The following is a 21645-nucleotide window of genomic DNA, read 5'->3' on the forward strand; positions in this document are numbered from 1 at the left end:
AAAATTTAAGATCATGGCGCACAACATTTTTTATAACGAGCAGACAGCAAAACACAGTTTTTTTAGTGTAAAGGAAAAAGCATGGCATGGACTGGGGCAGATCGTGGAAGATCACGCCACCAGCGCGGAAGCGATCAGCTATGCCGGTTTGGATTATTTCGTAGAGAAGCGGCCCCTGTTTACCAATGGCGCCGCCCTCGGGCTGGACAATATCGACACCGATCTGGCTTTTCCTTCTATTGACGTCCCTGATTTTTACGCGACCGTGCGCACGGATAACGACGCGGTGCTGGGGGTAGTGGGTAAAGATTATGCCGTGGTACAGAACGCGGATGCCTTCCAGTTCTTTGATGCGATCGTAGGTGGCGGCAGCGGGATCAAATATGAGACCGCCGGCGCATTAGGCAAGGGGGAGCGGATATTTATCACGGCCAAGCTGCCGGATTATATCAAGGTCGGTAAACAGGACCTGATCGAGCAATATTTGTTCCTGACCACCTCGCATGACGGCTTTGGCAGCATCACCGCCGCGTTTACGCCGACCCGCATCGTTTGTAACAACACCTTAAATGCCGCTTTACGGAACCACTCCAACGGGATCAAGATCAGGCACACCGCCTCGGCGAACGACCGCTTAAAGCAAGCGCATACCTTAATGGGCATCTCGCAGGTGATGGCCGGCGAACTGGAAGAACTCTTTAATCATTGGGCGAAGGTGCGCATTACTGATGTTCAGGTAAAAAAACTGATCCAGCTGGCTATGGCGCCGAATAAAGAAGTGATCAGCAATCTGGAGCTGGGTTTGGCGGATAAGCTTTCCACTACCTATACCAACATCGTCGACAATGCCTTCGCTTATGCGATGGGCAACCCGACTCAGCAGATGGACACGACAGCCGGAACGGTGTTCGGCGCTTACAACGCGATCACGGGCTACTACCAGAACGTGCGCAGCTTCAAGGACGGGGACGCCAAATTTAAGTCCATCATGGATGGCACCGCCAAGCAGCGCGCGCAGGTCGCTTTTGATCTTTGCCGGAACTTTGCCAGTCAGGGCGCTGATGCTTTAAACTTCATTAAAAACTAAGAATATGCAGCCATTAAAAATATTGAACAATGTGCAGAAAGCAAGGCTTTTGCACAGCTTACTCAGCAACGAGATACCCCAGTTTTTGGGGTATCTCGCGGAGTTGACCGAAACGGTATTGAACGATCGGGAGCGGATCGGTGCCGAGTGGAAAGACCAGTTATTCGCCGTTGAAATGTGGTTTGTACTGGCGCAGGAGACCAAAGACGTGCTCGCCAAATACCCGGCTGACCTCGCTAATAGTGCGCCCGTGTTCGCGGACCAGCTCTTCGGCGGATTTATGGCCTTGTTTACCGCGCACGCGCTGCTGCAGTATACCCAACAGGACAAGCAGGCCGAACCGAAATTTAAGCCGGCAGTGGCACTCTTATTCGGCTGATATGAAAACTCATCAAATGATCATCCCCTGCGGTTTGCTGTTAGTAGCCGCGTGCCTGTTTATCCGCTATTGGGTAGGCAGGCGCAGATTCAACCGCAGGGGATTTGGTGGGGTGGAGCACTTTGGCAGTTACAGCAGCGCGCTCGTCATTAGATTTTTGGAATGTCTGCTGCTGCTGATCGCTAATATCTTGGGTCTGACCGGTTTGTTTTTGCTTTTGATCGCGGGCCTCGCCTAAATAAAAATGTGACTGCTGTAAAATGTTCTTTTAGAACAACTGTTATCCTGCATTCTACCAACTTAAACAAAGGCTTACCTATCAGTTATTTTTTTGATAGGCGCATTCATACTGAACTACTCGAATTTTTCGGGTAGTTGCAGTTTTGTCAGCTTAATTATAGGATCGATCAGGAAAGTCCCTTTAGCCTGCTGTAGAACTGGTCGGCGTAACTCTCACTTACCGGAATAACGTCTTCCCCAATTTTGATCCTGTTTTTTTCGATATGGTCGATCTTGTTAACGGCTACCATAAAGGAACGGTGCACCCGCACAAAATTGGCCGCTGGCAGCAATTCCTCCAGTTTAGCGAAGCTCAACAGGGCCATGACGTTTTCTTTAACCATATGGATCCGCAGATAATCCTTCATGGCTTCGATAAAAAGAATGTCGCCGATCGCAATTTTTTGTATGCGATGGCCCACTTTCAGGAACAGGTACTCCGGTTCATTTTTGATCTTTACGGTCTCATCTTCCCGGGCAGATACCGGTCTGGTGTTTTGCTCCTGGTAAAGGCGCAGTACCACTTTATAAAATTTTTCGAAAGGAAATGGCTTCACCAGGTAGTCCTTTACTTCCAGTTCGTAAGCTTTCAGAGCATATTGATCATAAGCCGTTGTCAGAATGATCATTGGCTTATATTTCAGCATCGGTATAAAGCTCAGCCCATCGAGATCCGGCATATTGATGTCGAGGAAAAGCAGGTCGGGTTTTTCCTGCGCTAACTGACCGGCTGCTTCCAGCGGACTCATGAACGTGCCTTTCAGCTCCAGGAAAGGAACTTTAGCGATGTACGCCTCCAGTATTTCCTGAGCCAGGTACTCGTCGTCGATGATATAGCAGGTCAATTTTTCACTCATGTGCCTTTAACTGAGGTCCATTGATAATTAAGCTAATAACAAAGGTTTCGCCCGCTCCGTCGATCTCCAGTGTATGCTGGTCCGGGTAAAGCAAGGCCAGCCTTTTGCGGACATTTTGCAAACCAATGCCGCCCGGCCCCTCAAGGCTGTTACCCGGTTGTTTATTGACCGGGTTCCGGATTTCGAAGGTAAGGGATTTTTTATTAACGGCTATGCTGACCTTAATATCACCGGGCTCCAGCCGGGCAGGACTGTGCTTATAAGCGTTCTCAATCAGATGAATGAACAGGAGCGGGGCTACACTGCAGGAATTCAAATCCCCTTTGATCTCCAGATCGACCACCGGGCTCATTTTATACCGCAATTGCTGCAAACTCACGTAATCTTTCAGATAGTCTATTTCTCTCGAAAGCGGCACCATCGGCGCATTAGATTCATAGATCATATAGCGCATCAGGGAGGCCAGGCGCATGACTGCTTCGGGTGCGGCCGGAGCTTGCTTGTAAACAAGGGTATGGATGTTGTTTAAAGTATTGAACAAAAAATGAGGATTGATCTGCGATTTTAAATAATACAGTTCGGCCTCGATGGCCTGTTTCTCCAATTGTTCCTTTTTAATGGTATTGAGCACGAGATTTTCTGTCACACGGGCCAACCAGCTCAGGAAAATAAATATAGGTACGATGGTGAACAATGCCATACCGTAGTACTCATAGAACAGGTGGTCCGCTTTCCCGTCGGCATAATGAAGCAGCGCAAAGACAAATGGCCCGGTCAGGACGATCCCTGCCAGGCGGAGGAAATAAGCCTTCCGGTCTCGCTTATCAGCGTAACGGGTCAAAATAAAAAAGTGGCTGTAAAAAACGTACAGGTCGGTTAGTAGGAAAACAAAGGTCGCGTTCAGCCATTCAAAACTTTTGTCCTCTTTTAATTGAAGGGCTACGAACGCGCTGAATAGCATCCACACAACGATATGAATGAGCACGAACAGCTTTTTGATCCGTTCCATAAAACAAAGATATTTTTTTTCGGCCTTCCCGGGATGGCTACTCGACGAGTTGACCTGATCGGTCTACGAATACCGCGATCTGACCCCTGGACGCTCCAGGCGATCAAAACCAGGGTTTGGTCGATTAGTTTACAGCAACGGCATATCGCTTTTTGCTGCGTTGATCCAAGACAGTTCTTTTACATAGAATAGTAAGACAATGAGGTGTAATGCCTGGTATTCTGAGCTTAATGAAAATACGAACAATGAAAGAAATGGATAACCTTCAAAATGCCCTGCGCATCCGCAACCTGTCGAAAACCTATGCCAACGGTGTGCAGGCGCTCAACGATATATCACTTACTATTCCGCAAGGTATGTATGGCCTGTTAGGCCCGAACGGCGCCGGGAAATCCACCCTGATGCGCACGCTGGCCACTTTGCAGGAACCAGACGAGGGCAGCATCACGCTGGGCGATCTGGACGTTTTGCTGGAGAAAGACCTGTTGCGTCGCACGCTGGGCTATCTGCCACAGGAGTTCGGGGTATATCCCGGTGCCAAAGCCTATGATCTGCTTGATCACTTTGCCATTTTAAAAGGGATCACCGGCCGTGCAGCCCGGCGTGAGATCACGGAAGCTTTGCTGAAGAAAACCAATCTCTGGGATGTGCGCAAACAAAAATTAGGAGGCTATTCAGGCGGCATGCGTCAGCGCTTCGGCGTGGCGGTCGCACTGCTTGGAGACCCGCAATTGCTGATCGTGGACGAACCAACGGCAGGTCTTGATCCTGCTGAACGCGTCAGGTTCCTGAACCTGCTAAGCGAACTTGGCGAAAACAGCGTCGTCATCCTTTCTACCCACATCGTCGAGGATGTGGCGGAGCTGTGCACACGAATGGCCATTATCAATAAGGGGCAGATCTTACTTGAGGGCGATCCCCAACAGGCCATTGCTGAGATCAAGGGCAAGGTCTGGCGCAAGGTCATTGACAAACATAGCTTGGCCGCGGTGGAGGCGCAATACCCGGTGATATCCACTAAATTGTTCAGCGGCCGCACAGTGGTGCACGTCTATGCAAACGGGCAGCCGGGCGCCGGTTTTGAGGCCGTTGAGTCCAGCCTGGAAGACGTTTATTTCACGACCATGGCCGGCCACTATGGAAAAAGGAGGGCAGGAGATGCAGCTTAAAGCTATATTTTTGTTCGAGCTGCGCTACCAGCTGCGCAAGCCATATACCTGGTTATTTTTTGGCGTATTGCTATTAATTGCGTTCCTGCTTACACGGGATAGTTCCCTGGAAGACGCGCTTTACCATACGCTGTTCGTCAATTCACCTTACCTGATCATAAAAACGGAGGCAGTTGCGGGCATGCTCTGGCTGGTCATGGCCGCTGCTGTGGCGGGTGACGCAGCCGCAAGGGACGTACAGACCCGGATGCATTCGCTGGTCTACACGACCGGCATTGATACGAGGTCTTTTCTGTTTGGTAAATTCGGGGCAGCATTAGCCATAAATCTGCTGATCCTGCTGGCCATACCCATTGGTGGCCTGCTCGGCGTTTATCTCCCAGGCATGCAGCCTGAGGTGATCGGGCCGTTCCGGCCGGCAGCTTACCTGACTTCTTTCGCCTACTTCAGCCTGCCAAATGCTTTTTTTGCCACCGCCATACAGTTTTGCATTGCGCTGCGTAAAGGAAAACCGATGGCCGCCTACCTGGGGAGTATCATCCTGGTATTCATGAGTTATTTCGTGGCGACGCTAGTGCGGTTTTATGTCTTTCGTGAGCAAGGCATGTTACTGGATCCCCTGGGTGTACACGTCTTCCTGGAGAATCTCGGCGCCGACTGGACAGCTTATGAGAAAAAATGGCGGTTAATCAGCCTGGAAGGCATTATATTAGCTAACCGGCTTTTTTGGCTGGGTATCGGCTCACTTACCCTGGTAGTTACGTATTTACGTTTTCGCTTCGTATACCAGGCAAGTAAAGAGCGGAAAGCCAAGCAAAAAAACGAAGAGTCCAAACCAGAAAATGTAGCAGCGGTTTCCGGGCAAAATGCGCGGGATACGCCTTTGCCTGTTGTTGAGCGCACGTTTGGCTGGCAGTTCAGTTACAGGCAAACCCTGGCCATTACTTTAACTTCTTTTCGCACGCTGGTTAAAAGTCGGACAGGCCTGGCGCTGCTGATCTTCATTCCCTTATTTGCCCTGTTTATCATTGTCGACCAGATGCAGGCTTTGGGGACACCCTTAGCACCGGTCACCATCCGTGTGCTCCAGGAATTGACTACACCAGTCTCGAACGCATTGAGCCGTTGGGCGATCGTGCCGCTGCTGACGATCTTTTTCGCTGGCGAGCTGGTCTGGCGGGAGCGTGACCACCGCATGGACGATATCACCGGTGCATTGCCCGGCTCTTCCTGGGCACAGTTTGCCGGTAAGTTTTTAGGCTTAAGCCTGGTGCTGATTTCGTTTCTTGCCTGCCTGCTGCTCGCCGGTGTAGGCGCGCAACTCATCCTCGGCTATCAAAATCTGGAGATCGGATTGTATATAAAGATAATGTTCGGCCTGCAATTGCCCGAGTATCTACTGTTCGCCTTGCTAGCCATCGTAGTTCATACCGTAGTAAATCATAAATATATCGGCTACCTGGTTAATATTTTGGTTTTTGCTTATATCGCCATGCTGGCAGGCATGCTCGGCATTGCGCATTCGTTACTAATCTATGCAGCATCACCTGAATGGTCATATACCACCATGAGCGGCTTCGGCAATTCGCTGGCGCCCTGGCTTTGGTTTAAGTTGTACTGGGTAGCCTTCGCCCTGGTGCTTGCAGTGATCGGGCAGCAACTATGGGTAAGGGGCAGAGAAGGCAGCTATCTTGCGCGTTTTAAATATGCTGTTCTTCGCACGACCAGGGCAACTAAGATCGTCGGCGTTATTAGCATTTTGCTAGTGGCGGGTATCGGAGGCTATATCCTTTATAACCTGCATGTTTTAAATAAATATCAGTCAGCTGCCAGCATCAAAGGTCAGCAGGCGGATTACGAGCGGCGGTATCAGCGGTATACGAAAGTACCACAACCGCAAATAACACATACCCGGTTAAAAGTTGACATATATCCTGCTGTCAGGCTGGTGAATATAAACGGGAGCTATCTTTTAACCAATACTACCCAAGCACCTATAACCGATATTCATCTGACCAGCGCAGCCAACGGTGTAACTTTCCGTGCATTAAAGTTCGACCGCCAGGCAAATCTGGAGGTTAATGATCAGCAGCAAGGTTACCGGATCTACGGGCTCCACAATGCCCTCCTGCCGGGTGATAGTATTAAACTGAGCTTCGAAGTGGAGATACAACGCCGGGGATTCACAAACCGTGGAGCAGACCCGGCCATAACGCCACGCGCTGCCGTATTTGAAAGTAATGACTGGTGCCCGGCGATAGGTTATCAACCACGGCGTGAACTGGCGAACGCATCAGACCGGCGTGATGCAGGTTTGCCACCGCGGTCCGCTATACCCGCCTTAGATGATCCCGCACAAAGCGAAGCGATGGCCCGCAACGGCAAAACTTTTTTTGAGGCGGTAGTAAGCACTGACAGCAGCCAGGTGGCCATTGCGCCCGGCGCTTTGCAAAAATCCTGGTATCACGGGAGCCGGCGTTATTTTCAATACACTTCGTCCGTGCCCATCGCTAACAGTTTTGCATTCTATTCCGGACGATACGCGGTATATACAGAAACGTTCAACAAGGTGCAGATCCGGATCTTTCATTTCCCCGGTCATACCCAAAGCCTGAGATCGACCATGCAAAGCATCAAAGCGTCTTTAGCTTATAGTAACAAGCAGTTTGGGGTTTACCCATATGCCTACTTAAGCGTCCTAGAACATCCGCAGGCTTTAGGTTCCAGTCTGCACTCAGAGCCGGGCATGATCTCGTACGGGCAAGGGTATCCATTTTGGCACGCAAAAGAACGTGCAGATCTCGATCAGCCGTATGCCGTCATGGCGCACGAGATGGGCCATCAATTTTCGGTTGATTATGCCTTTGCGGAAGGGGCGCCGCTGTTAAGTGAAAGCTTTGCCTGGTATGCGGCTATGCAGGTTTCTAAAGCAAGCCGGGGCGAAAGCCAGCTGGAACTATTACGTACCTTCATGCGGGAACCTTTTCCCTATCCGCCGATCAAGCGGGGCGAGTCCCTGTTGCGAGCGGTTGACCCTTATCTGGCTTACCGTAAAGGGCCTTTCGCCTTCTATGCACTGGGCGAATACATCGGACATGCTCAGGTAAACTCAGCTTTTCGTAAGCTGAAGGAACAAGGTAATCTGCCCGGTGCTAAGCTCACTACAACGCTCGACCTTTATCGCGAACTGAAAAAAGTAACGCCGGATTCGCTGAGATACTTTTTGCATGACCTTTTCGAGGTAAATACCTACTGGAAATTTAAAATTGAAAATGCTAAGACAACGAGAGCTAAAGATGGGACCTGGCAAACCGAGTTAGAGTTGAACGCCGAAAAAAATGTTTATGATCAAAAAGGCACGCAGCGCAAAGCCCCGATGGATGATTGGGTGGAATTGGGTCTATTTACGGGCAAAGGAGATCCAAATGAAAGGATATACCTGCAGAAGCACCGCTTGCGTGCCGGAAAGCAATTAGTCACCATAGTAACTAAGAGAAAACCGGGTCATGCAGGCGTTGATCCCAGATTACTGCTTATATACGCTCGAATTAAGGAAGCGGCTGGTATAGTAAAGATAGACTAAGCTATAGCAGGAAAACAAAGAGATGAGGAGACACGGCGTTTTTGCCATTTTTTAATACCAAGCGTATGGAGTTATAAACATCAAAGGTCATCACGAAGCGTGATGGCCTTTGATGTTGAGGATATGTTACCAGCCATAAACTAGTGAACTGCGTCATTTATCGGGGAGTTCAACCTGCAACCGGAATAAGCTACTTGTCCTCCGCTGAAAAGGCCATATTCACCACCTGGTCGATCGCCTTTAAAATATCCTGCTTGCCGCGATCACTCGCCAGGTTGACATCGGAGAACATGCCCCCGTTATGCCGCATATGCAGGATCATGTAATAGATCCCGCCGACGAGCAGGGCCGCGATCGCCCGGAAGTTCACCGCTTTTTTTTCGAGATAAGTATCGCTCATTTCCAGGAATTGCGCGCCCATGGCTTCCCGTGTATTGTGAATGCTACGCATGAGATCACTCTTCGCGGACAGCTCCCAAAGGATCAGTTGCTGCATTTCCCGGTCTTCCAGAAAATAGATGAATTGATTTTGGAGCACCTGGCTGAGTAAACGCTGCATATCCGGCGCGTTCTGCGGAATGCTGAGGTCCCGCATATGATCGGCAAACCGCATCCAGTAATCCGTTTCGACGACATACGCTTCGATCAATCGCTCGAAGCTGCCAAAATACCGGTAAATGAGTTTTTTGTTGACCTCTGCCTGCCGGGCAACTTTGTTCACACCGAGCCCGGCATAGCCTTCATTTTTAAATATAAAAGCCACCGCGGCGATCAGTCTACGCTTCGTAAGCTCTTTATTTTTGGGGGTTAGGTTGGTGGTCAATTTGGTAAGCGTGCTTTGCAGGCGTTTTAACAGGCAGTAGGATCGATCATAAATTTCGGAACATTGCGATTTAATGTTGATAGGAAACGGCAGGATAGATATATTTACAAAAGTAGCCCCATGGCTGTCCGTGATTTTTGTAAAAAAGCGACAAAATTGATTTTGATGAAATACGCCGAATTTGCACCCTGTGAACAATTGAGCCCTTACATCGAGACGTATTGGGTGCTGCAAACGGGTGCGGTCGTGAGCGCACCCCAGCGGCGGATCTTTGCGGACGGCTGCATGGAAATTTTTATTAATGTCGGCAGCTCTAAACCGCTCTTTAATCACCTGACCGAACTCAAACCGGGCCATAGTTATCTCGGCGGTACCATGTCGTGCTCCGGCGTGGTAACGAGTCACCCGGATTCCATTTTTGTGGGGATCCGTTTTAAACCGGCTGGCTTTGCGCATTTTTATCAGGTACCTGCGGAAGAGCTGGTTGATAAAACCATTGAGTTTCCGGACAGGCACCTGATGAGCCTGATCGACCTGGATCCGGGTCTCGGCGCACGCTTAGACGAATTTTTCAAAAGCAAGCTCAAAACATCGACCTCTGCGCTGATCCCGATCACGGGGACCGTAACCCGGTTTAAAGGATTGCTCACCGTCGATTTTCTGGCCCGCGAACATCATATCACCCCCCGCACGCTGGAACGGTCTTTTAAAAGGGAGATCGGGATCTCCCCGAAGTTGTTCATCGGGATCGTCAAATTTATGCATGCGAGCAAGCGGATCGAGTATAACAAGGGGAAGGACAGCCTCCTGCGAATTGCCCATGAACAGGGCTATTACGATCATGCGCATTTAACTAAAGAGGTCAAGCGCTATACCGGGCTCAACCCGTCGGATATCGGCCTCGTGAACTGGCACCCCTGAACAAACTCAAAAAGGGACTATTATAATTATATAACCGTCCCTTTTTATTACCCGTTTATGGGATAAGAGGCTAATTACCTGAATTTACCCTGCGGCTTTCATCGCTGCTACCTGTTTGGTGATTAACGGCTTTGATCTTGCTGCTACCAAAATTATAAGTAAATGTAAGACGTGCTACGCGGGTCTCATTCTTTTGTTTGATCTGGAAATGATTTGCCTGGTAATTGCCGTTTACATCATTGGTGCGTATATTGAAGATATCACTCACACTGAGTTTAACATTCCACTTTTTGTCTTTAGATGCGCGGCTTAAACCTGCATCAACCGCATATTGAGGTTTTAGTTCAAATAAGCCAAATATGAATGATGATTGATAGTTTTCAGCAATTTCGGCCTTAAAACCTGCAAAACTGATGTTCTGGGTTATTTTTGCCTGGTAGGCCAAACGGCCTTTGTTATAATTTCCGCCTAACAGGTTATCAGATTTGAACCCCATATAAAAACCTATCAGGTTAATATTACCGGTAAACCATTTCGCAATCGTATAGGGTGTGTTGATACTGGCGTTGTAATTCTTCTGCGTTTGTAAATTCAAAAAGGTTTGATAAGTAACTTTTGTGGGTACATCCGTTAGTAAGATCTGGGTCATTACGTCTTTGGTAACACTGTAGCCCAGGGTTAAATTCACTGTTTTATTATAGGTATAGCTAAACTCAAAGTTGTTCGTGTATTCGGGGTTCAAAAACGGGTTGCCTTTACCATAAGTATATTGATCCAGGTAGAAAACGAACGGATTCAGGTTGTCATAACTCGGGCGGTTAATGCGGCGGCTGTACGTGAAGCCGATGTCATTTTTGGCAGATAAGCTTTGGTTGATAAATAAACTTGGAAAAAAGTTTAAATAATCGCGCGGTACAACCTGGCCGGTATTTAATAAGTTGCCTGTTGAGCTGGTGTGCTCCGCCCTCAGGCCCAGCTGAACCGAGGTGGTTTTAAAGCTTTTTCTTACATTTAAATAACCCGCGCTTACGGTTTCGTTATAAACAAAATGGTTTGCACGTGCAGGATCATTGATATAATCAGCCCCGGCTAATTTCTGTGCTTTAAAGTCGTTATCCGTTTGCACATCGCTATATTTTAATCCCGCATCTAACTTTAAGGTTTTTGTCAGCGGATAGGTGTAATCAGTTTTAGCGGTAAACACCCGGATAGTTGACGGCGCCTGGCTGCGCAAACCTATTGATGTTGCTCCGGGCGCACCATTGCCTGCAAAGAAGTCGGTGTTTAACTGGGATATCGTATTATTATTAAATTTGGAATAATCAACATCAAAACTGATGGCCTGGCCTGAAGTATCTATTTTATAACGGTCATTGATGTTAACCGCAAAGTTTTTAAATGATCCTCTATTGGTCGTAAGTGTATTTTGGTAGGAATCACTGGCGGCAGGTGTGGTACCAATGTGGTTCACATTATTTACACTTTCCAGGAATGAATTAAAATAGCCATTCACAACAAAACCCAGGCTGTGTTTAGGCGACAGGTCATAATCGGCACCAATACGGTAGCTATTGCTATGAATGGTACGGGGAATGAACGAATATTGATCGAAATAAGTGCTGTTATTTGAAGCGTCCGTAACCGTACGTTGAATACCCAACGACTGGAAACGCTGATTGTCGCCCCGGCTGATATTACCGAATAGATTGAGGTTTCCTTGTTTATGATTTAAGGACAGGCTGGTATTGTTCTTGGCATAAGTGCCATAACCACCTGTTAATGTTAAAGAGCCGTTAGTGCCGGTTTGGTTGTTTTTTTTCAGTTTGATGTTCAAAATACCGGAATTGCCCGAAGCATCATATTTGGCAGATGGGTTAGTGATGATCTCGATAGCTTGTATGCTGTTGCCATCAGTTGAACGCAGCAGGTTAGCCAGCTGGGCTGATGTTAAATAGGTAAGTTTATCATTGATCATAACCGTAACACCCTGTTTGCCTTTAAGGCTTATATTATCATCCTTATCTATGGTAACGCCCGGCGCACGCTCTAAAATATCCATTGCCGAATTGCCGGCTGCCAGCACGCTATTTTCGACATTCATAACCACACGGTCGATTTTACGTTCAATTAAGGGCCTGGCAGATGTGATATTAACCGCATTTAAGTTTTGAGCGCTTTCTTTCATGGTAATAACAGGTACGGCAACATCATCATTGGTTACCGCAAAGCCTTTACTTAGTGTTTGGCCATAGCCCACATTGGTGGCTTTTATAAGGTAGTTCCCTGGCCCAACCCGATCAAATGAGTAGTTTCCGGCATCGTTACTTAAAGCGCCTTTAACTAAAGACGAGTCTCTGGCTCTTAACAAACTTACGGTGGCATAGCTGATAGGTTTGTTTTGTTCGTCCGTTAATGATCCGGTTACTTTTGCCGTTGCAGGTTGAGTTTGCGCAAATGCTGCACCCGTGCAGGTGATCATCAGCATCAGCGTATAAAATGTTTTGATAAGGGTTAGTTTCATAGATTAGGCTTTTACAAATTCCTGGTTTCGTAATTATTCGATCAGACGGTGAGAGATGGCTGTCATTGCCCGCATCGTAGACCTCTAGTTAGTTACATGCAAAGGTAAAAGGACGCATTCCGCCGGTTTTGTAAAAATGCGACAATGTCATTTTAAGGCGGGACCGAGTTAGCGCAGCCCGGCATCATCAAAGGACACAAAATCATCATATCGGGGTTATGACGAATGATGGTATAAAGCCTAGCCGGCACGGCCGGAAGCTCCTTTATTATAAACGATTGGTTAATAGATATTTGCAAGCGGACTGATGGCGAAAAAAATGCTTATTTTACACTTTCTTTCATTATTTGATATAAACGCAATGGACAGAACGCGCAGATTATCCGGCCCGGGTCCATGAGCCTAATTTTGTTTTAGTGGCCGTGTTCATTACATTAGTGCTTTATAATCACCAAAGTGTCTTTTAAGGTTATACATCCGCCCGCAGCTTTACAACCATACGTCCGGTATTTCTGGATACTGGAGTCGGAAGAAGACGCGTCCGAAAAAAATTTTCGTACGATGGCCGACGGATGTCCCGGTATCATTTTTCAGCACCCGGATAGCGGCAACTTTTTTCAGGAAAGCAAAAAACTGCCGGATGCTTTCCTGTTCGGACAAACCACCCGCTACGCCGAACTTAATTTATCGGGCAAGTTTAGTACGGTAGGGGTATACCTGCAACCCAATGCCCTTAAAGCACTATTTCGTTTAAAAGCCGAAGAATTTACGGACGCTTGTCTGAACCTGAGCTTGTTCGCGAAATCAGGTGAAACCCTTTCTGAAGAATTAACAAACACAGATCAGGCCGGCGAAAGGGTCGCGTTAATCAGTGCTTATTTAACTCGTCAACTGGAGATCAATGTCAAAAGGCAGGATCCCGCTATGGACTTTGCGTTGAATCAAATGATCAGGTCTGAAGGGCAAATTGCCCTTGCAAAATTACAAAACGAGTTACAGCTGACCGAGCGGAGCTTTCACCGTAAGTTTAAAGAACATACCGGTATAGCGCCCAAGCTGTTCACCCGCATCATCCGCTTTCAGGCGTCGCTAAAACAGTTGGCCGCGACTGATTATCACAAATTATCGGACCTGGCTTACAGTCATGAATATGCCGACCAATCGCATTTTATCCGGTCGTTCAAAGAGTTTTCAGGCATGTCTCCCATGCAGTTTCAAAAACAAACGCAGGGAGTCATTGATAATTTGGCTGAAGTGATCAAATAAAACCTGTCCGTTTTGTTCTATTTTCTTTTATAGACAGGCTGCAATTTTGTGGCATGATTACTAAGAGCGCATCTTTTATAACAGGGATTTTTGCAGGTGCTGTTATTACCTGTACCAGCCAGGCCCAGAATTCGCCAAACGCCATTAATGGTAAAACTTTGTATGTAAAGCATTGCACAAAATGTCATGGAGAGAATGGCAGCAAGGGCCAATGGGGTGCGAAAGATCTGCGTAAAAGCAAACTCGGCCCCGAAGAGTTATTCAATAAGATCTCGGCGGGTGGGTGGATCATGCCGCAATGGCGCAAAACCTTCAGTCAAGCCGAAATTGAGGCAGTGGGCAATTATGTTAAAACTTTGCGGGACTAATGAAAACTACGAAGAAAATGAGCGAATACCTTTTGCTATTGACGGCGTTAGCCGTTGCACTGATCGCCGGTCTGTTTTATGCTTACAGTTGTTCTGTAAACATAGGTTTAGGCCAATTACCTGACCGGGAATATCTGAATGCGATGCAGGCCATTAATAAAGCCATTTTAAATCCATGGTTCTTCGCCAGCTTTATGGGCAGCCTGGTGTTGCTGCCATTAAGCACCTGGGAGCAGTTCTCTGCGGATAATTACCTTCGTTTTTACCTCTTACTCGCTGCGACAATTATTTATATAATCGGCGTGTTTGGGATAACGGCTTTTGGCAATGTTCCGCTAAATGACCGTTTAGCCGTTGCTGATCTCCCTACGCTGACGGGTCAGGCCCTGGCAGATTTAAGAACTGCCTTTGAAAGTCCGTGGCTGCATTATCATTTGATCCGTACCTTAGCAGCGATCATGACGCTGATATTGGTAATCGCCTCCTGCCTTCAACCCCACACTAAAGCAACATAAAATGAAGAAACCAGAAGAATGCGAAAACATGCTGGAGATCAGAACGGCAATCGACAACATTGATCAGGAAATTATCGCTTTGATTGGTAAACGCTACCAATACGTCAAGTCAGCGGCAAAGTTCAAAACAAGCGAAACGTCGGTTAAAGCCCCTGAACGTTTCGCCGCTTTGCTGATCCAGCGCAGGGCATGGGCAGCGAAGCAAGGTTTGAGCGAGGATATGATCGCAAAACTATATACCGATATGGTGAACTATTTTATACAGGAAGAGTTGAGTCTGTGGAAGAAACATTAAGTTGATTTCGTATATTGATGGAGATATGAAGAAATTGCTGAACGCCATGTTAGCCATCAGTTCAACCAGTGCACTTTTTTTATGGCATTGCAACAGCGCTTTTGGGCAGCCCCGCACAGGCAGGGCTGCAACCAGTATGGAAATTATTGGTCGTCGTTTTATACAAACACCCGGGCATATCGGGCTATCTGTCGGTATCATTAAGTACGGTAAACCTTTTAGCTACCATTTTGGCAGCACAGAAAAGAACAAAGGCATTCAACCGACTGATCGGACGATGTACGAGATCGCGTCGGTAACGAAAAGCTTTACCGGAATTTTGCTGGCACATGCCATCTTGGAGAAAAGAATTTCCTTAAATGATGAAGTGCGTAAATTTCTGCCGCAAATGTCTTCCAACTTAACCTTCCGGGGCGTGCCCGTCAGGCTCCGGGATCTGGTTACCCACACTTCCGGTTTGCCAAAGTTCATTCCGGCTCTTGAAAAAGACCGCTCACCCGGGCAAATGATGGCCCGCTACAGCAACTTTTCAACTGCACAGTTTCTGGATAGTTTAGCTAAATTCCGGTTAACTGAGTTGCCGGGAAAGAGATTCATTTATTCCAATGCCGATGCACAGTTGATCGGGATTATTTTAGAAAAGGTCTATCATCAGCGCTTTGCAGAGATTTTAAAGCAATACATCACTGATCCGCAGCGGATGGCCGACACCAAATTAGAAATTACTGAATGGGATAAACCGCGTCTGGCAGTAGGCTATAATCACAACGGAAACCCAATGCCGCGGCTGACCTGGTGGAAAAATGTGCCTGCCGCCGGGTATATCAAATCAGACATCGCCGACATGCTGAACTATCTCAAATTAAATCTGAACGAAAAAGATCCGGCGATTGCATTGGCGCACCGGCCCATAGTTCAAGTGAAAGAAGAAGGTGCGGATAGTATTGGCTTGTTTTGGTTTATTAAAAAGCCGGCTTCAAATCAGCGAATTATTTACCACGCGGGGGGCAGCTTCGGGACAACCAGCTATTGCGAGATACGCCCGGGTGAAAAATCCGGTATCGTGCTGCTGGCCAACGATGCCAGCCCGGGTACGGAACAGGAATTGAAGAAAATAGCTGCATTGCTACTGGCTGAACACAATTAGCTTACGGATAAATTTTATTGATCTCACCGGTTTTGGCGGATCAGCTCTTTTTTCCGTTCTTCGAAATCTTTTTGTTCTACAGGCAAATGGATCGTCTCAAATAGCTGCGTCAACTCATCTGAATGCAGCGCAGTTCTCTGTGTTTGAATATTAAAGTAAGTAAAGTTAGTCCACATCATGGACTTTAACACTGCCTTGCTTTCGTCCCACATGCGCATTTCTACGGCCAGCGTCCGCGGCGTGAAGGCGATCAGTTGGGACTCTATCTGCACAGTTTCTCCCATTAATACCGGTTTTAAATAACAGATTTGGCTTCCGGCGATCACCCAGACCAGCCCTTTTTCCATCATATCCTGGAAAACATTCAATTGATAGGCAGCTAGCAGCTGGTCTTCCCGCGCATTCAGGAAATAATCGAGATACCGGGTGCTGTAAAGGTGGTTAAACGGGTCACAGTCCTGGAAACGGACTTTAGCCTCAGACTGAAGTATGGTTTGCATGTTGTTAAATTAGTAAAAACGAGATTATATAAAGAATTGCTGGCTGACGATCTCACCCTCTTTCACCTTGTAAACGCAGAGTTCATCGATGCTCCTGTCTTCGCCTTCCAAATGGAATCGCATGAACAGGCTGATGCTGAAGTAATTGCCGGCGTGGATTGCTTCGGATATTTCAATAGTATGGATCTGCACTTTGGAGAGAAACAGTTCTTCTGCTTTTATAAGTTGTAGTAAACCTTTCAATCCCCCGGGCCTGGGATTGAGCGGGTCAATGCTCTCTGCTTCTGCATTAAATAGTTCGTTGTAGGCTTGTACAAACTCCTGCTTTCTTAGCAATTCGATCAGACGGTGAGATATGGCTCTTACGGTTCGCATGATAGACTTTTAATTTAATTACCTGCAAAAGTAGCAGCAGGCCTGCCGGACGTTTTGTAAAAACGCGACAATGTTATTTAAGGCTATAGGCCAAATTTGAGAGTCCAGACATCTGTATTTTTATTTAAGGAAAAGTACTATTATATCCGGATCACAGCGGCTGACTGTATACAGGATAGTCCGCATAGCCGGAGTCGCCTCCGTCGTAAAAAGTGGATTCATCGCCGTCGGCAAGCGGCCAATCTTTTTTGAAACGTTCTACCAGGTCCGGGTTGGCAATAAAGGGTTTCCCAAAAGCGATCAGGTCGGCTAAATCCTCTTGCAGGGCTTTTTCTGCCGTAACAGCAGTAAAGCCGCCCGCCAGGATGATGATATGGTTGAACCGTTTTCGGACGTCCTGCAAAAATTCCAGGGGCATTTCCTGTACGTTATTGAGGTGGATATACAGTATCCCTGCCTTATTGAGCTCGGTTATTAAATACTGGTGCGTTGCTAGTTCCTCATCATAGGGTACCAGGTCATTGATCTTGAAAAAGGGGGACAGGCGTACGCCCGTCCGTTCAGGCCCGATCGCCTCTGCAACTGCCGCTACAGTCTCCAGCAAAAAACTGCAGCGGTTGCTTAGGCTACCACCATACTGATCGGTTCGCAGGTTGGTTACCGGATGTAAAAATTGTTCGGCCAGAAAGCCATGGGCGCCATGGACCTCCACGCCGTCAAAACCCGCATCGATGGCGTATCGCGCGGCCTCCGCATGTTTACTGATCAAATGGCCAATCTCTTGGATGTTCAATTCAATGGGGTCGGGCATCGGTAAATGGTGATTTCCACTGACCCTGATTTTTCCTTCCGCCCGGACAATTGAGGGTGCTACCAATTGTGAGCCGTCCTCATTATTTAAGGGGTGACCAATGCGCCCGGTATGTACCAGTTGCATGAAGATCCGGCCGCCGGCTTCGTGAACAGCGGAAGCTATTTCTTTCCAGGCCGATTGCTGTTCTTTGGTGTAGATGCCCGGAGTGTTCAGATAACCTTTCCCGTTAGGCGTGATGGCTGTATTATCGGTGATGATCAGGCCGGCGCCGGCTCTTTGCCGGTAGTAATCCACGGCAGATGGCCCCGGAATGCCCGCTTCAGCGCGCCGCCTGTTCATCGGTGCCATCACCACCCGGTTATTCAGGGACAGGCCCGGGATGCTTACCGGCAGTAATAATTTTTTTGTCGTATTCATTTGGAAGTGTTTTGCTGGCGTCAAAATTAGGGCTGAAATTCGCGTCCGGCTTGTATAGAAAGGGGATGTTTATGTAAATTTAGAGGATGATCGCACAGCCTGATTTCCATGCTTTTGATATCCGGACAGAAGAAATGAGTTCGTGGAATCTATCCGCGAAGGTTTATAATTTCTTTGAGATCATTCATATCATAGACGGACAGGGCGAGCGTTATTTTAACCACATGCGGCAGCCTTACCGTCCGGGTCAGCTCTTGATCTATACGCCGCAGGACTGTCGTTCATTTATCATCAATGAGCCTACCCGGTTTTTATTCATCCGTTTTTCTGATGTGCTTTTTGCTAACTGCCTGTCTGACCAGGAAAGAAACAAAAAGGAAAAGTGGTTAAAAGACCTGGAGTATCTGTTCCTCAGTCATAATCGCGAGGGCAAAAACCCGGTTAACACGCCGGAAGATTGCGGATTGATTAAGAACGTCATGGCTGCAATTGCGCAGGAATCCGCCAAACCGCAGCTTCACTACCGGGATAATGTTCAGCATTTGCTGGAAGTACTGCTGAACATATTTACAAGAAATGTAACGGCCGTTGATGGTTCAAATCGCCCGGATGACCAAAACAATCTGATCGCTAAATTAACTGCCTACATCCGGAGAAACATTTACGCGCCGGACCGATTAACGATCGCCCATCTGGCTGGAGTAGCCGGAGTTGCTGCATCTTATGTCGGTGAATTTTTTAAAACACAGACCGGCAAGAGCGTCCGGCAGTATATCACGGAACATCGCCTGCAGCTCATCAAGGTCCGTTTGGAATATACGGATCTGTCCCTATCAGAGATCGCCCACGAATTAAGTTTCAGTGACGAAAGCCATATGAGTAATCTGTTCAGAAAACATACCGGGACAAGCCCGTCAAATTTCAGGAGAGCTGTGCGTGCAGCGTCCACAGCCATTATTGACGAGAACCATGTTAGCTAACTCTCAACGGGGTAGGGACCTTCAGTGAAGGTGACGTCGTGATAACCTTTAAAACCTATTTCCCTGGCAAGGGGGCTTTTAATTGGGCGACCGTTTTCGAGCTGATCAAGTACATAAGCGAAATCGTACTTCGGCGACCATTGTAGTGCCTTCTTTGCCTTTTCGTTGCAATATACCCTGTCGATCGTATCAAGCATCTGCCAGTTTACCTTTTTGTAGATCTCCCGGTAAGATGGAAAATACCGGCTCAGTACATCCCCGGCATTTTTCCCAAGGTCAGCTAAATCACTTTTGGTGAATGGTGTGTTACTGCTCACTACATATTTACCAAATCCGATAGCATCGGCCCGCTGGAGCGCGGCCAGATGTGCGCTAACCATATCTTCAATATCAGCCCGTCTGTACAGCAGTTCATTGGCTTTGAGATTATCATCACTAAACATGGTTCTGCGTTTTTTTTGATCGTCTTCTTCGGGAAAAAAACGCGAGGTCCTTAAGACGATACAATTCAGGCCGGAGTTCCGATGGTATAATTCACATAAGTTTTCCGCAGCAAGTTTGGTAACGCCATAAATGTTTTTTGGTCGTGGAATTACTTCTTCATCTATCCACACAGCGCCTGAACCGTTGTCACTGGTTAGTGCGTCGCCGAACGCGCTGGTCGTACTGGTCATTATAAAACGCCGAACGTTGTGATTTTTGCATTCTTCTAACAGGTTCAAAGTCCCGGTGATATTCGTATCTACAAATTGCTGCTTGGTGTGTGTAGCGACATGCGGTTTATGCAGGGAGGCAGTATGAATCACCGCATCTTTACCTGCGACAGCCTGCCTGCTCAGATTGTGATCAGCGATATCGCCTGTGATATCAGTATAATCAGAAGGTTTCGCATCAATACCTTGCACCCTATGACCATCTTTCCTAAGTGTTCTGATGAGTGCTTCGCCAAGGTGGCCGCTGCTTCCGGTAACCAGAATATTCATGCTATTATATTTTTTTATTTACGATCTCACCTTTTAAGGCTAAATCAACATCATTTGCCGGCGGGCAGCAATCAATAATCCCACCTATTTTGATTCAGGAAAAAGCAGCGTTCTGGCATTATTGTAACGAATATTGTCTTTCTCTTCTTGCCGTAGATCCAGCTTGTCCAGCGCGTCTGCATTATCTTTAAGGCTGAATTGCGGATAGTCTGAACCCAGCAGGATATGGTCGATTCCGGCATTTCGCATTGTCCAAACAAATTCTGCTTCAACAGGGGAGTCCGCTAAAGCGACAACCGTGGCTGAAATATCAAAATAGATATTGTTCTTGTAAAAATCTTCGGCCGTGCGAATGGAATTCAAAATATTCCAAAAGCGGAAATTGAACGCCCCCATATGTGCAAAAATGAATTTGGTGCCGGAACAGTTAATGGCCAGGTTAAATAGATTTTCGCTGTCACCTGGCTTGATATTGGCATTATCCATGAGCACAATGATCCCCAGTTTGCCGGCTTCCTGGCAAAGTGCCTTTACTTTAGCATCGGTAACATCGAAGTCCTGGGTGTGCGGATGGATCTTGATCACTTTCACGCCTAATTTACCGATCCGTCTCAATTCGTTGATGGCTTCGTCGCCATCCAGGGGATGCACAGAGCAAATGGGCAGCAGTTGCGTGTATTTTTTCGACAGCGCTATCAGTTCGTCATTCTTAGCTTTCGTTCTTAGCGGTTCACCCCTTTTGGCGATCAGTATGGCACCAAATCTGGTAGCGGTCTGTCCGGTGCTTTTCAATTGAGCCAAATAGCTCTGTACAGATTTATCACCTTCCCAAATATGAACATGATTATCATAGACGAGTTGCTGGGCCTTAGCGCAGTGCCCAAAAAAGATTGCTACCAGGATTATTAGGTTAGCTTTCGCCATTTTCATGTTTAATCGTGTTGAGAAGTTATTCATAATGCTATTCATAATAAAAAGTTCAAATGTTTAATTTTCAAACATGCATTCGCCTCGATAGTGAAGCAGCAAGCGTTCGAATTATTTAGTTAACAATGTAGTGCTACGTCAATTCAGAACATTCGTAGCCTTGGTTTTTCAGCAGATTTATAATAGTCTGATGGTGTAAAGTGCTGGATTCGATTCGTAAAACTTTATCACAATCTTCGCAGTCAACGTGCCACTTGCTTACACCTGCGTCTTTGAGCAACTTAATTATCCTTTTATCTGTCTTGTTTACAATGTTGGTTTTAAACAGGAGAATATGATCAAACTTATCCATCGTTTTGTATTTGTGCATTTACATTCTGCAATTGAAGCCAAAACGCCTCGATTTGTCTTGGCAAACAATTACTTTGAT

At 47.1% G+C, this 21645-nt stretch carries 21 protein-coding genes; 12 read left to right on the top strand and 9 right to left on the bottom strand.

What is annotated here, in order from left to right:
- The first annotated feature begins 13 nt into the window (after positions 1 to 13).
- From ACVW2L_RS05065 to ACVW2L_RS05075, 3 genes are read left to right on the top strand one after another with little or no spacing between them, the layout of a single operon-like run.
- Positions 14 to 1087 carry a DUF932 domain-containing protein gene (locus ACVW2L_RS05065; RefSeq protein ID WP_457126873.1) on the top strand — a complete coding sequence of 358 codons (1074 nt, stop codon included), beginning with the start codon at positions 14 to 16 and terminating at the stop codon, positions 1085 to 1087.
- Positions 1088 to 1091: 4 nt separating this feature from the next.
- Positions 1092 to 1466, top strand: a complete 375-nt coding sequence (locus ACVW2L_RS05070) for a hypothetical protein (protein ID WP_457126874.1) — start codon at positions 1092 to 1094, stop codon at positions 1464 to 1466.
- Position 1467: 1 nt separating this feature from the next.
- The gene (locus ACVW2L_RS05075; RefSeq protein WP_457126875.1) at positions 1468 to 1704 is read left to right on the top strand and encodes a hypothetical protein; all 237 of its coding nucleotides are present in this window, start codon (positions 1468 to 1470) and stop codon (positions 1702 to 1704) included.
- Between the two features lie 169 nt (positions 1705 to 1873).
- On the opposite strand, the gene ACVW2L_RS05080 is transcribed toward ACVW2L_RS05075, so the two are convergent.
- Positions 1874 to 2602, bottom strand: a complete 729-nt coding sequence (locus tag ACVW2L_RS05080) for a LytR/AlgR family response regulator transcription factor (protein WP_457126876.1) — start codon at positions 2600 to 2602, stop codon at positions 1874 to 1876.
- The gene (locus ACVW2L_RS05085; protein ID WP_457126877.1) at positions 2595 to 3611 is read right to left on the bottom strand and encodes a sensor histidine kinase; all 1017 of its coding nucleotides are present in this window, start codon (positions 3609 to 3611) and stop codon (positions 2595 to 2597) included. The genes ACVW2L_RS05080 and ACVW2L_RS05085 overlap by 8 nt, the downstream gene beginning before the upstream one ends.
- 245 nt (positions 3612 to 3856) lie before the next feature.
- Here ACVW2L_RS05085 and ACVW2L_RS05090 point away from each other — a divergent pair, with 245 nt between their 5' ends.
- The gene (locus tag ACVW2L_RS05090) at positions 3857 to 4780 is read left to right on the top strand and encodes an ABC transporter ATP-binding protein (RefSeq protein ID WP_457126878.1); all 924 of its coding nucleotides are present in this window, start codon (positions 3857 to 3859) and stop codon (positions 4778 to 4780) included.
- The gene (locus ACVW2L_RS05095; RefSeq protein WP_457126879.1) at positions 4749 to 8363 is read left to right on the top strand and encodes a hypothetical protein; all 3615 of its coding nucleotides are present in this window, start codon (positions 4749 to 4751) and stop codon (positions 8361 to 8363) included. Before ACVW2L_RS05090 ends, ACVW2L_RS05095 begins: the two co-directional genes overlap by 32 nt.
- 190 nt (positions 8364 to 8553) lie before the next feature.
- Here ACVW2L_RS05095 and ACVW2L_RS05100 read toward each other — a convergent pair whose 3' ends face one another.
- On the bottom strand, positions 8554 to 9186 hold the full coding sequence (locus ACVW2L_RS05100; protein ID WP_457126880.1) for a TetR/AcrR family transcriptional regulator: 633 nt from the start codon (positions 9184 to 9186) through the stop codon (positions 8554 to 8556).
- A gap of 120 nt (positions 9187 to 9306) precedes the next feature.
- Here ACVW2L_RS05100 and ACVW2L_RS05105 point away from each other — a divergent pair, with 120 nt between their 5' ends.
- Positions 9307 to 10107 (top strand): DUF6597 domain-containing transcriptional factor, encoded by an 801-nt coding sequence (locus ACVW2L_RS05105; protein ID WP_457126881.1) that lies wholly within the window; start codon positions 9307 to 9309, stop codon positions 10105 to 10107.
- 70 nt (positions 10108 to 10177) lie between these two features.
- Here ACVW2L_RS05105 and ACVW2L_RS05110 read toward each other — a convergent pair whose 3' ends face one another.
- The gene (locus ACVW2L_RS05110) at positions 10178 to 12628 is read right to left on the bottom strand and encodes a TonB-dependent receptor domain-containing protein (RefSeq protein ID WP_457126882.1); all 2451 of its coding nucleotides are present in this window, start codon (positions 12626 to 12628) and stop codon (positions 10178 to 10180) included.
- A 456-nt stretch (positions 12629 to 13084) separates the two neighbouring features.
- Here ACVW2L_RS05110 and ACVW2L_RS05115 point away from each other — a divergent pair, with 456 nt between their 5' ends.
- From ACVW2L_RS05115 to ACVW2L_RS05135, 5 genes are read left to right on the top strand one after another with little or no spacing between them, the layout of a single operon-like run.
- The gene (locus tag ACVW2L_RS05115) at positions 13085 to 13894 is read left to right on the top strand and encodes a DUF6597 domain-containing transcriptional factor (protein ID WP_457126883.1); all 810 of its coding nucleotides are present in this window, start codon (positions 13085 to 13087) and stop codon (positions 13892 to 13894) included.
- Positions 13895 to 13947: 53 nt separating this feature from the next.
- A complete protein-coding gene (locus ACVW2L_RS05120) occupies positions 13948 to 14262 on the top strand; it encodes a c-type cytochrome (RefSeq protein WP_457126884.1) in 315 nt (104 codons plus the stop codon).
- Positions 14262 to 14777 carry an anthrone oxygenase family protein gene (locus tag ACVW2L_RS05125; RefSeq protein WP_457126885.1) on the top strand — a complete coding sequence of 172 codons (516 nt, stop codon included), beginning with the start codon at positions 14262 to 14264 and terminating at the stop codon, positions 14775 to 14777. The genes ACVW2L_RS05120 and ACVW2L_RS05125 overlap by 1 nt, the downstream gene beginning before the upstream one ends.
- A 1-nt stretch (position 14778) precedes the next feature.
- Entirely contained in the window at positions 14779 to 15072 is a 294-nt protein-coding gene (locus ACVW2L_RS05130; RefSeq protein ID WP_457126886.1) for an isochorismate lyase, read from the top strand.
- A gap of 25 nt (positions 15073 to 15097) precedes the next feature.
- A complete protein-coding gene (locus ACVW2L_RS05135; protein ID WP_457126887.1) occupies positions 15098 to 16219 on the top strand; it encodes a serine hydrolase domain-containing protein in 1122 nt (373 codons plus the stop codon).
- 23 nt (positions 16220 to 16242) lie between these two features.
- Here ACVW2L_RS05135 and ACVW2L_RS05140 read toward each other — a convergent pair whose 3' ends face one another.
- The 3 genes from ACVW2L_RS05140 to ACVW2L_RS05150 all read right to left on the bottom strand — a co-directional run bounded on the left by ACVW2L_RS05140 (position 16243) and on the right by ACVW2L_RS05150 (position 18325).
- Positions 16243 to 16719 (bottom strand): acyl-CoA thioesterase, encoded by a 477-nt coding sequence (locus ACVW2L_RS05140; protein ID WP_457126888.1) that lies wholly within the window; start codon positions 16717 to 16719, stop codon positions 16243 to 16245.
- A 24-nt stretch (positions 16720 to 16743) separates the two neighbouring features.
- Positions 16744 to 17094, bottom strand: coding sequence for a SnoaL-like domain-containing protein (locus ACVW2L_RS05145; RefSeq protein ID WP_457126889.1), 351 nt, complete (start codon positions 17092 to 17094; stop codon positions 16744 to 16746).
- A gap of 151 nt (positions 17095 to 17245) precedes the next feature.
- Entirely contained in the window at positions 17246 to 18325 is a 1080-nt protein-coding gene (locus ACVW2L_RS05150; RefSeq protein WP_457126890.1) for an alkene reductase, read from the bottom strand.
- 86 nt (positions 18326 to 18411) lie between these two features.
- On the opposite strand from ACVW2L_RS05150, the gene ACVW2L_RS05155 reads away from it, so the two are divergent.
- Positions 18412 to 19305, top strand: a complete 894-nt coding sequence (locus ACVW2L_RS05155; protein WP_457126891.1) for a helix-turn-helix domain-containing protein — start codon at positions 18412 to 18414, stop codon at positions 19303 to 19305.
- On the opposite strand, the gene ACVW2L_RS05160 is transcribed toward ACVW2L_RS05155, so the two are convergent.
- Positions 19302 to 20288: an NAD-dependent epimerase/dehydratase family protein gene (locus ACVW2L_RS05160; RefSeq protein WP_457126892.1), complete on the bottom strand. Its 987-nt coding sequence runs from the start codon at positions 20286 to 20288 to the stop codon at positions 19302 to 19304. The genes ACVW2L_RS05155 and ACVW2L_RS05160 overlap by 4 nt on opposite strands.
- A gap of 84 nt (positions 20289 to 20372) precedes the next feature.
- Complete coding sequence (locus tag ACVW2L_RS05165; RefSeq protein ID WP_457126893.1) at positions 20373 to 21218, bottom strand: amidohydrolase family protein; 846 nt, start codon at positions 21216 to 21218, stop codon at positions 20373 to 20375.
- Positions 21219 to 21645 lie beyond the last annotated feature (427 nt).

The sequence above is a fragment of the Mucilaginibacter sp. HD30 genome (assembly GCF_054061755.1).

Bases quoted from the DNA above. Each gene is read 5' to 3' on its own strand.
- ACVW2L_RS05150 (WP_457126890.1), bottom strand. From the start codon at position 18,325: ATGAATACGACAAAAAAATTATTACTGCCGGTAAGCATCCCGGGCCTG.
- ACVW2L_RS05125 (WP_457126885.1), top strand. From the start codon at position 14,262: ATGAAAACTACGAAGAAAATGAGCGAATACCTTTTGCTATTGACGGCG.
- ACVW2L_RS05085 (WP_457126877.1), bottom strand. From the start codon at position 3,611: ATGGAACGGATCAAAAAGCTGTTCGTGCTCATTCATATCGTTGTGTGG.
- ACVW2L_RS05095 (WP_457126879.1), top strand. From the start codon at position 4,749: ATGGAAAAAGGAGGGCAGGAGATGCAGCTTAAAGCTATATTTTTGTTC.
- ACVW2L_RS05075 (WP_457126875.1), top strand. From the start codon at position 1,468: ATGAAAACTCATCAAATGATCATCCCCTGCGGTTTGCTGTTAGTAGCC.
- ACVW2L_RS05080 (WP_457126876.1), bottom strand. From the start codon at position 2,602: ATGAGTGAAAAATTGACCTGCTATATCATCGACGACGAGTACCTGGCT.
- ACVW2L_RS05165 (WP_457126893.1), bottom strand. From the start codon at position 21,218: ATGAAAATGGCGAAAGCTAACCTAATAATCCTGGTAGCAATCTTTTTT.
- ACVW2L_RS05090 (WP_457126878.1), top strand. From the start codon at position 3,857: ATGAAAGAAATGGATAACCTTCAAAATGCCCTGCGCATCCGCAACCTG.
- ACVW2L_RS05120 (WP_457126884.1), top strand. From the start codon at position 13,948: ATGATTACTAAGAGCGCATCTTTTATAACAGGGATTTTTGCAGGTGCT.
- ACVW2L_RS05070 (WP_457126874.1), top strand. From the start codon at position 1,092: ATGCAGCCATTAAAAATATTGAACAATGTGCAGAAAGCAAGGCTTTTG.
- ACVW2L_RS05140 (WP_457126888.1), bottom strand. From the start codon at position 16,719: ATGCAAACCATACTTCAGTCTGAGGCTAAAGTCCGTTTCCAGGACTGT.
- ACVW2L_RS05135 (WP_457126887.1), top strand. From the start codon at position 15,098: ATGAAGAAATTGCTGAACGCCATGTTAGCCATCAGTTCAACCAGTGCA.
- ACVW2L_RS05130 (WP_457126886.1), top strand. From the start codon at position 14,779: ATGAAGAAACCAGAAGAATGCGAAAACATGCTGGAGATCAGAACGGCA.
- ACVW2L_RS05155 (WP_457126891.1), top strand. From the start codon at position 18,412: ATGATCGCACAGCCTGATTTCCATGCTTTTGATATCCGGACAGAAGAA.
- ACVW2L_RS05105 (WP_457126881.1), top strand. From the start codon at position 9,307: ATGGCTGTCCGTGATTTTTGTAAAAAAGCGACAAAATTGATTTTGATG.
- ACVW2L_RS05145 (WP_457126889.1), bottom strand. From the start codon at position 17,094: ATGCGAACCGTAAGAGCCATATCTCACCGTCTGATCGAATTGCTAAGA.
- ACVW2L_RS05110 (WP_457126882.1), bottom strand. From the start codon at position 12,628: ATGAAACTAACCCTTATCAAAACATTTTATACGCTGATGCTGATGATC.
- ACVW2L_RS05065 (WP_457126873.1), top strand. From the start codon at position 14: ATGGCGCACAACATTTTTTATAACGAGCAGACAGCAAAACACAGTTTT.
- ACVW2L_RS05160 (WP_457126892.1), bottom strand. From the start codon at position 20,288: ATGAATATTCTGGTTACCGGAAGCAGCGGCCACCTTGGCGAAGCACTC.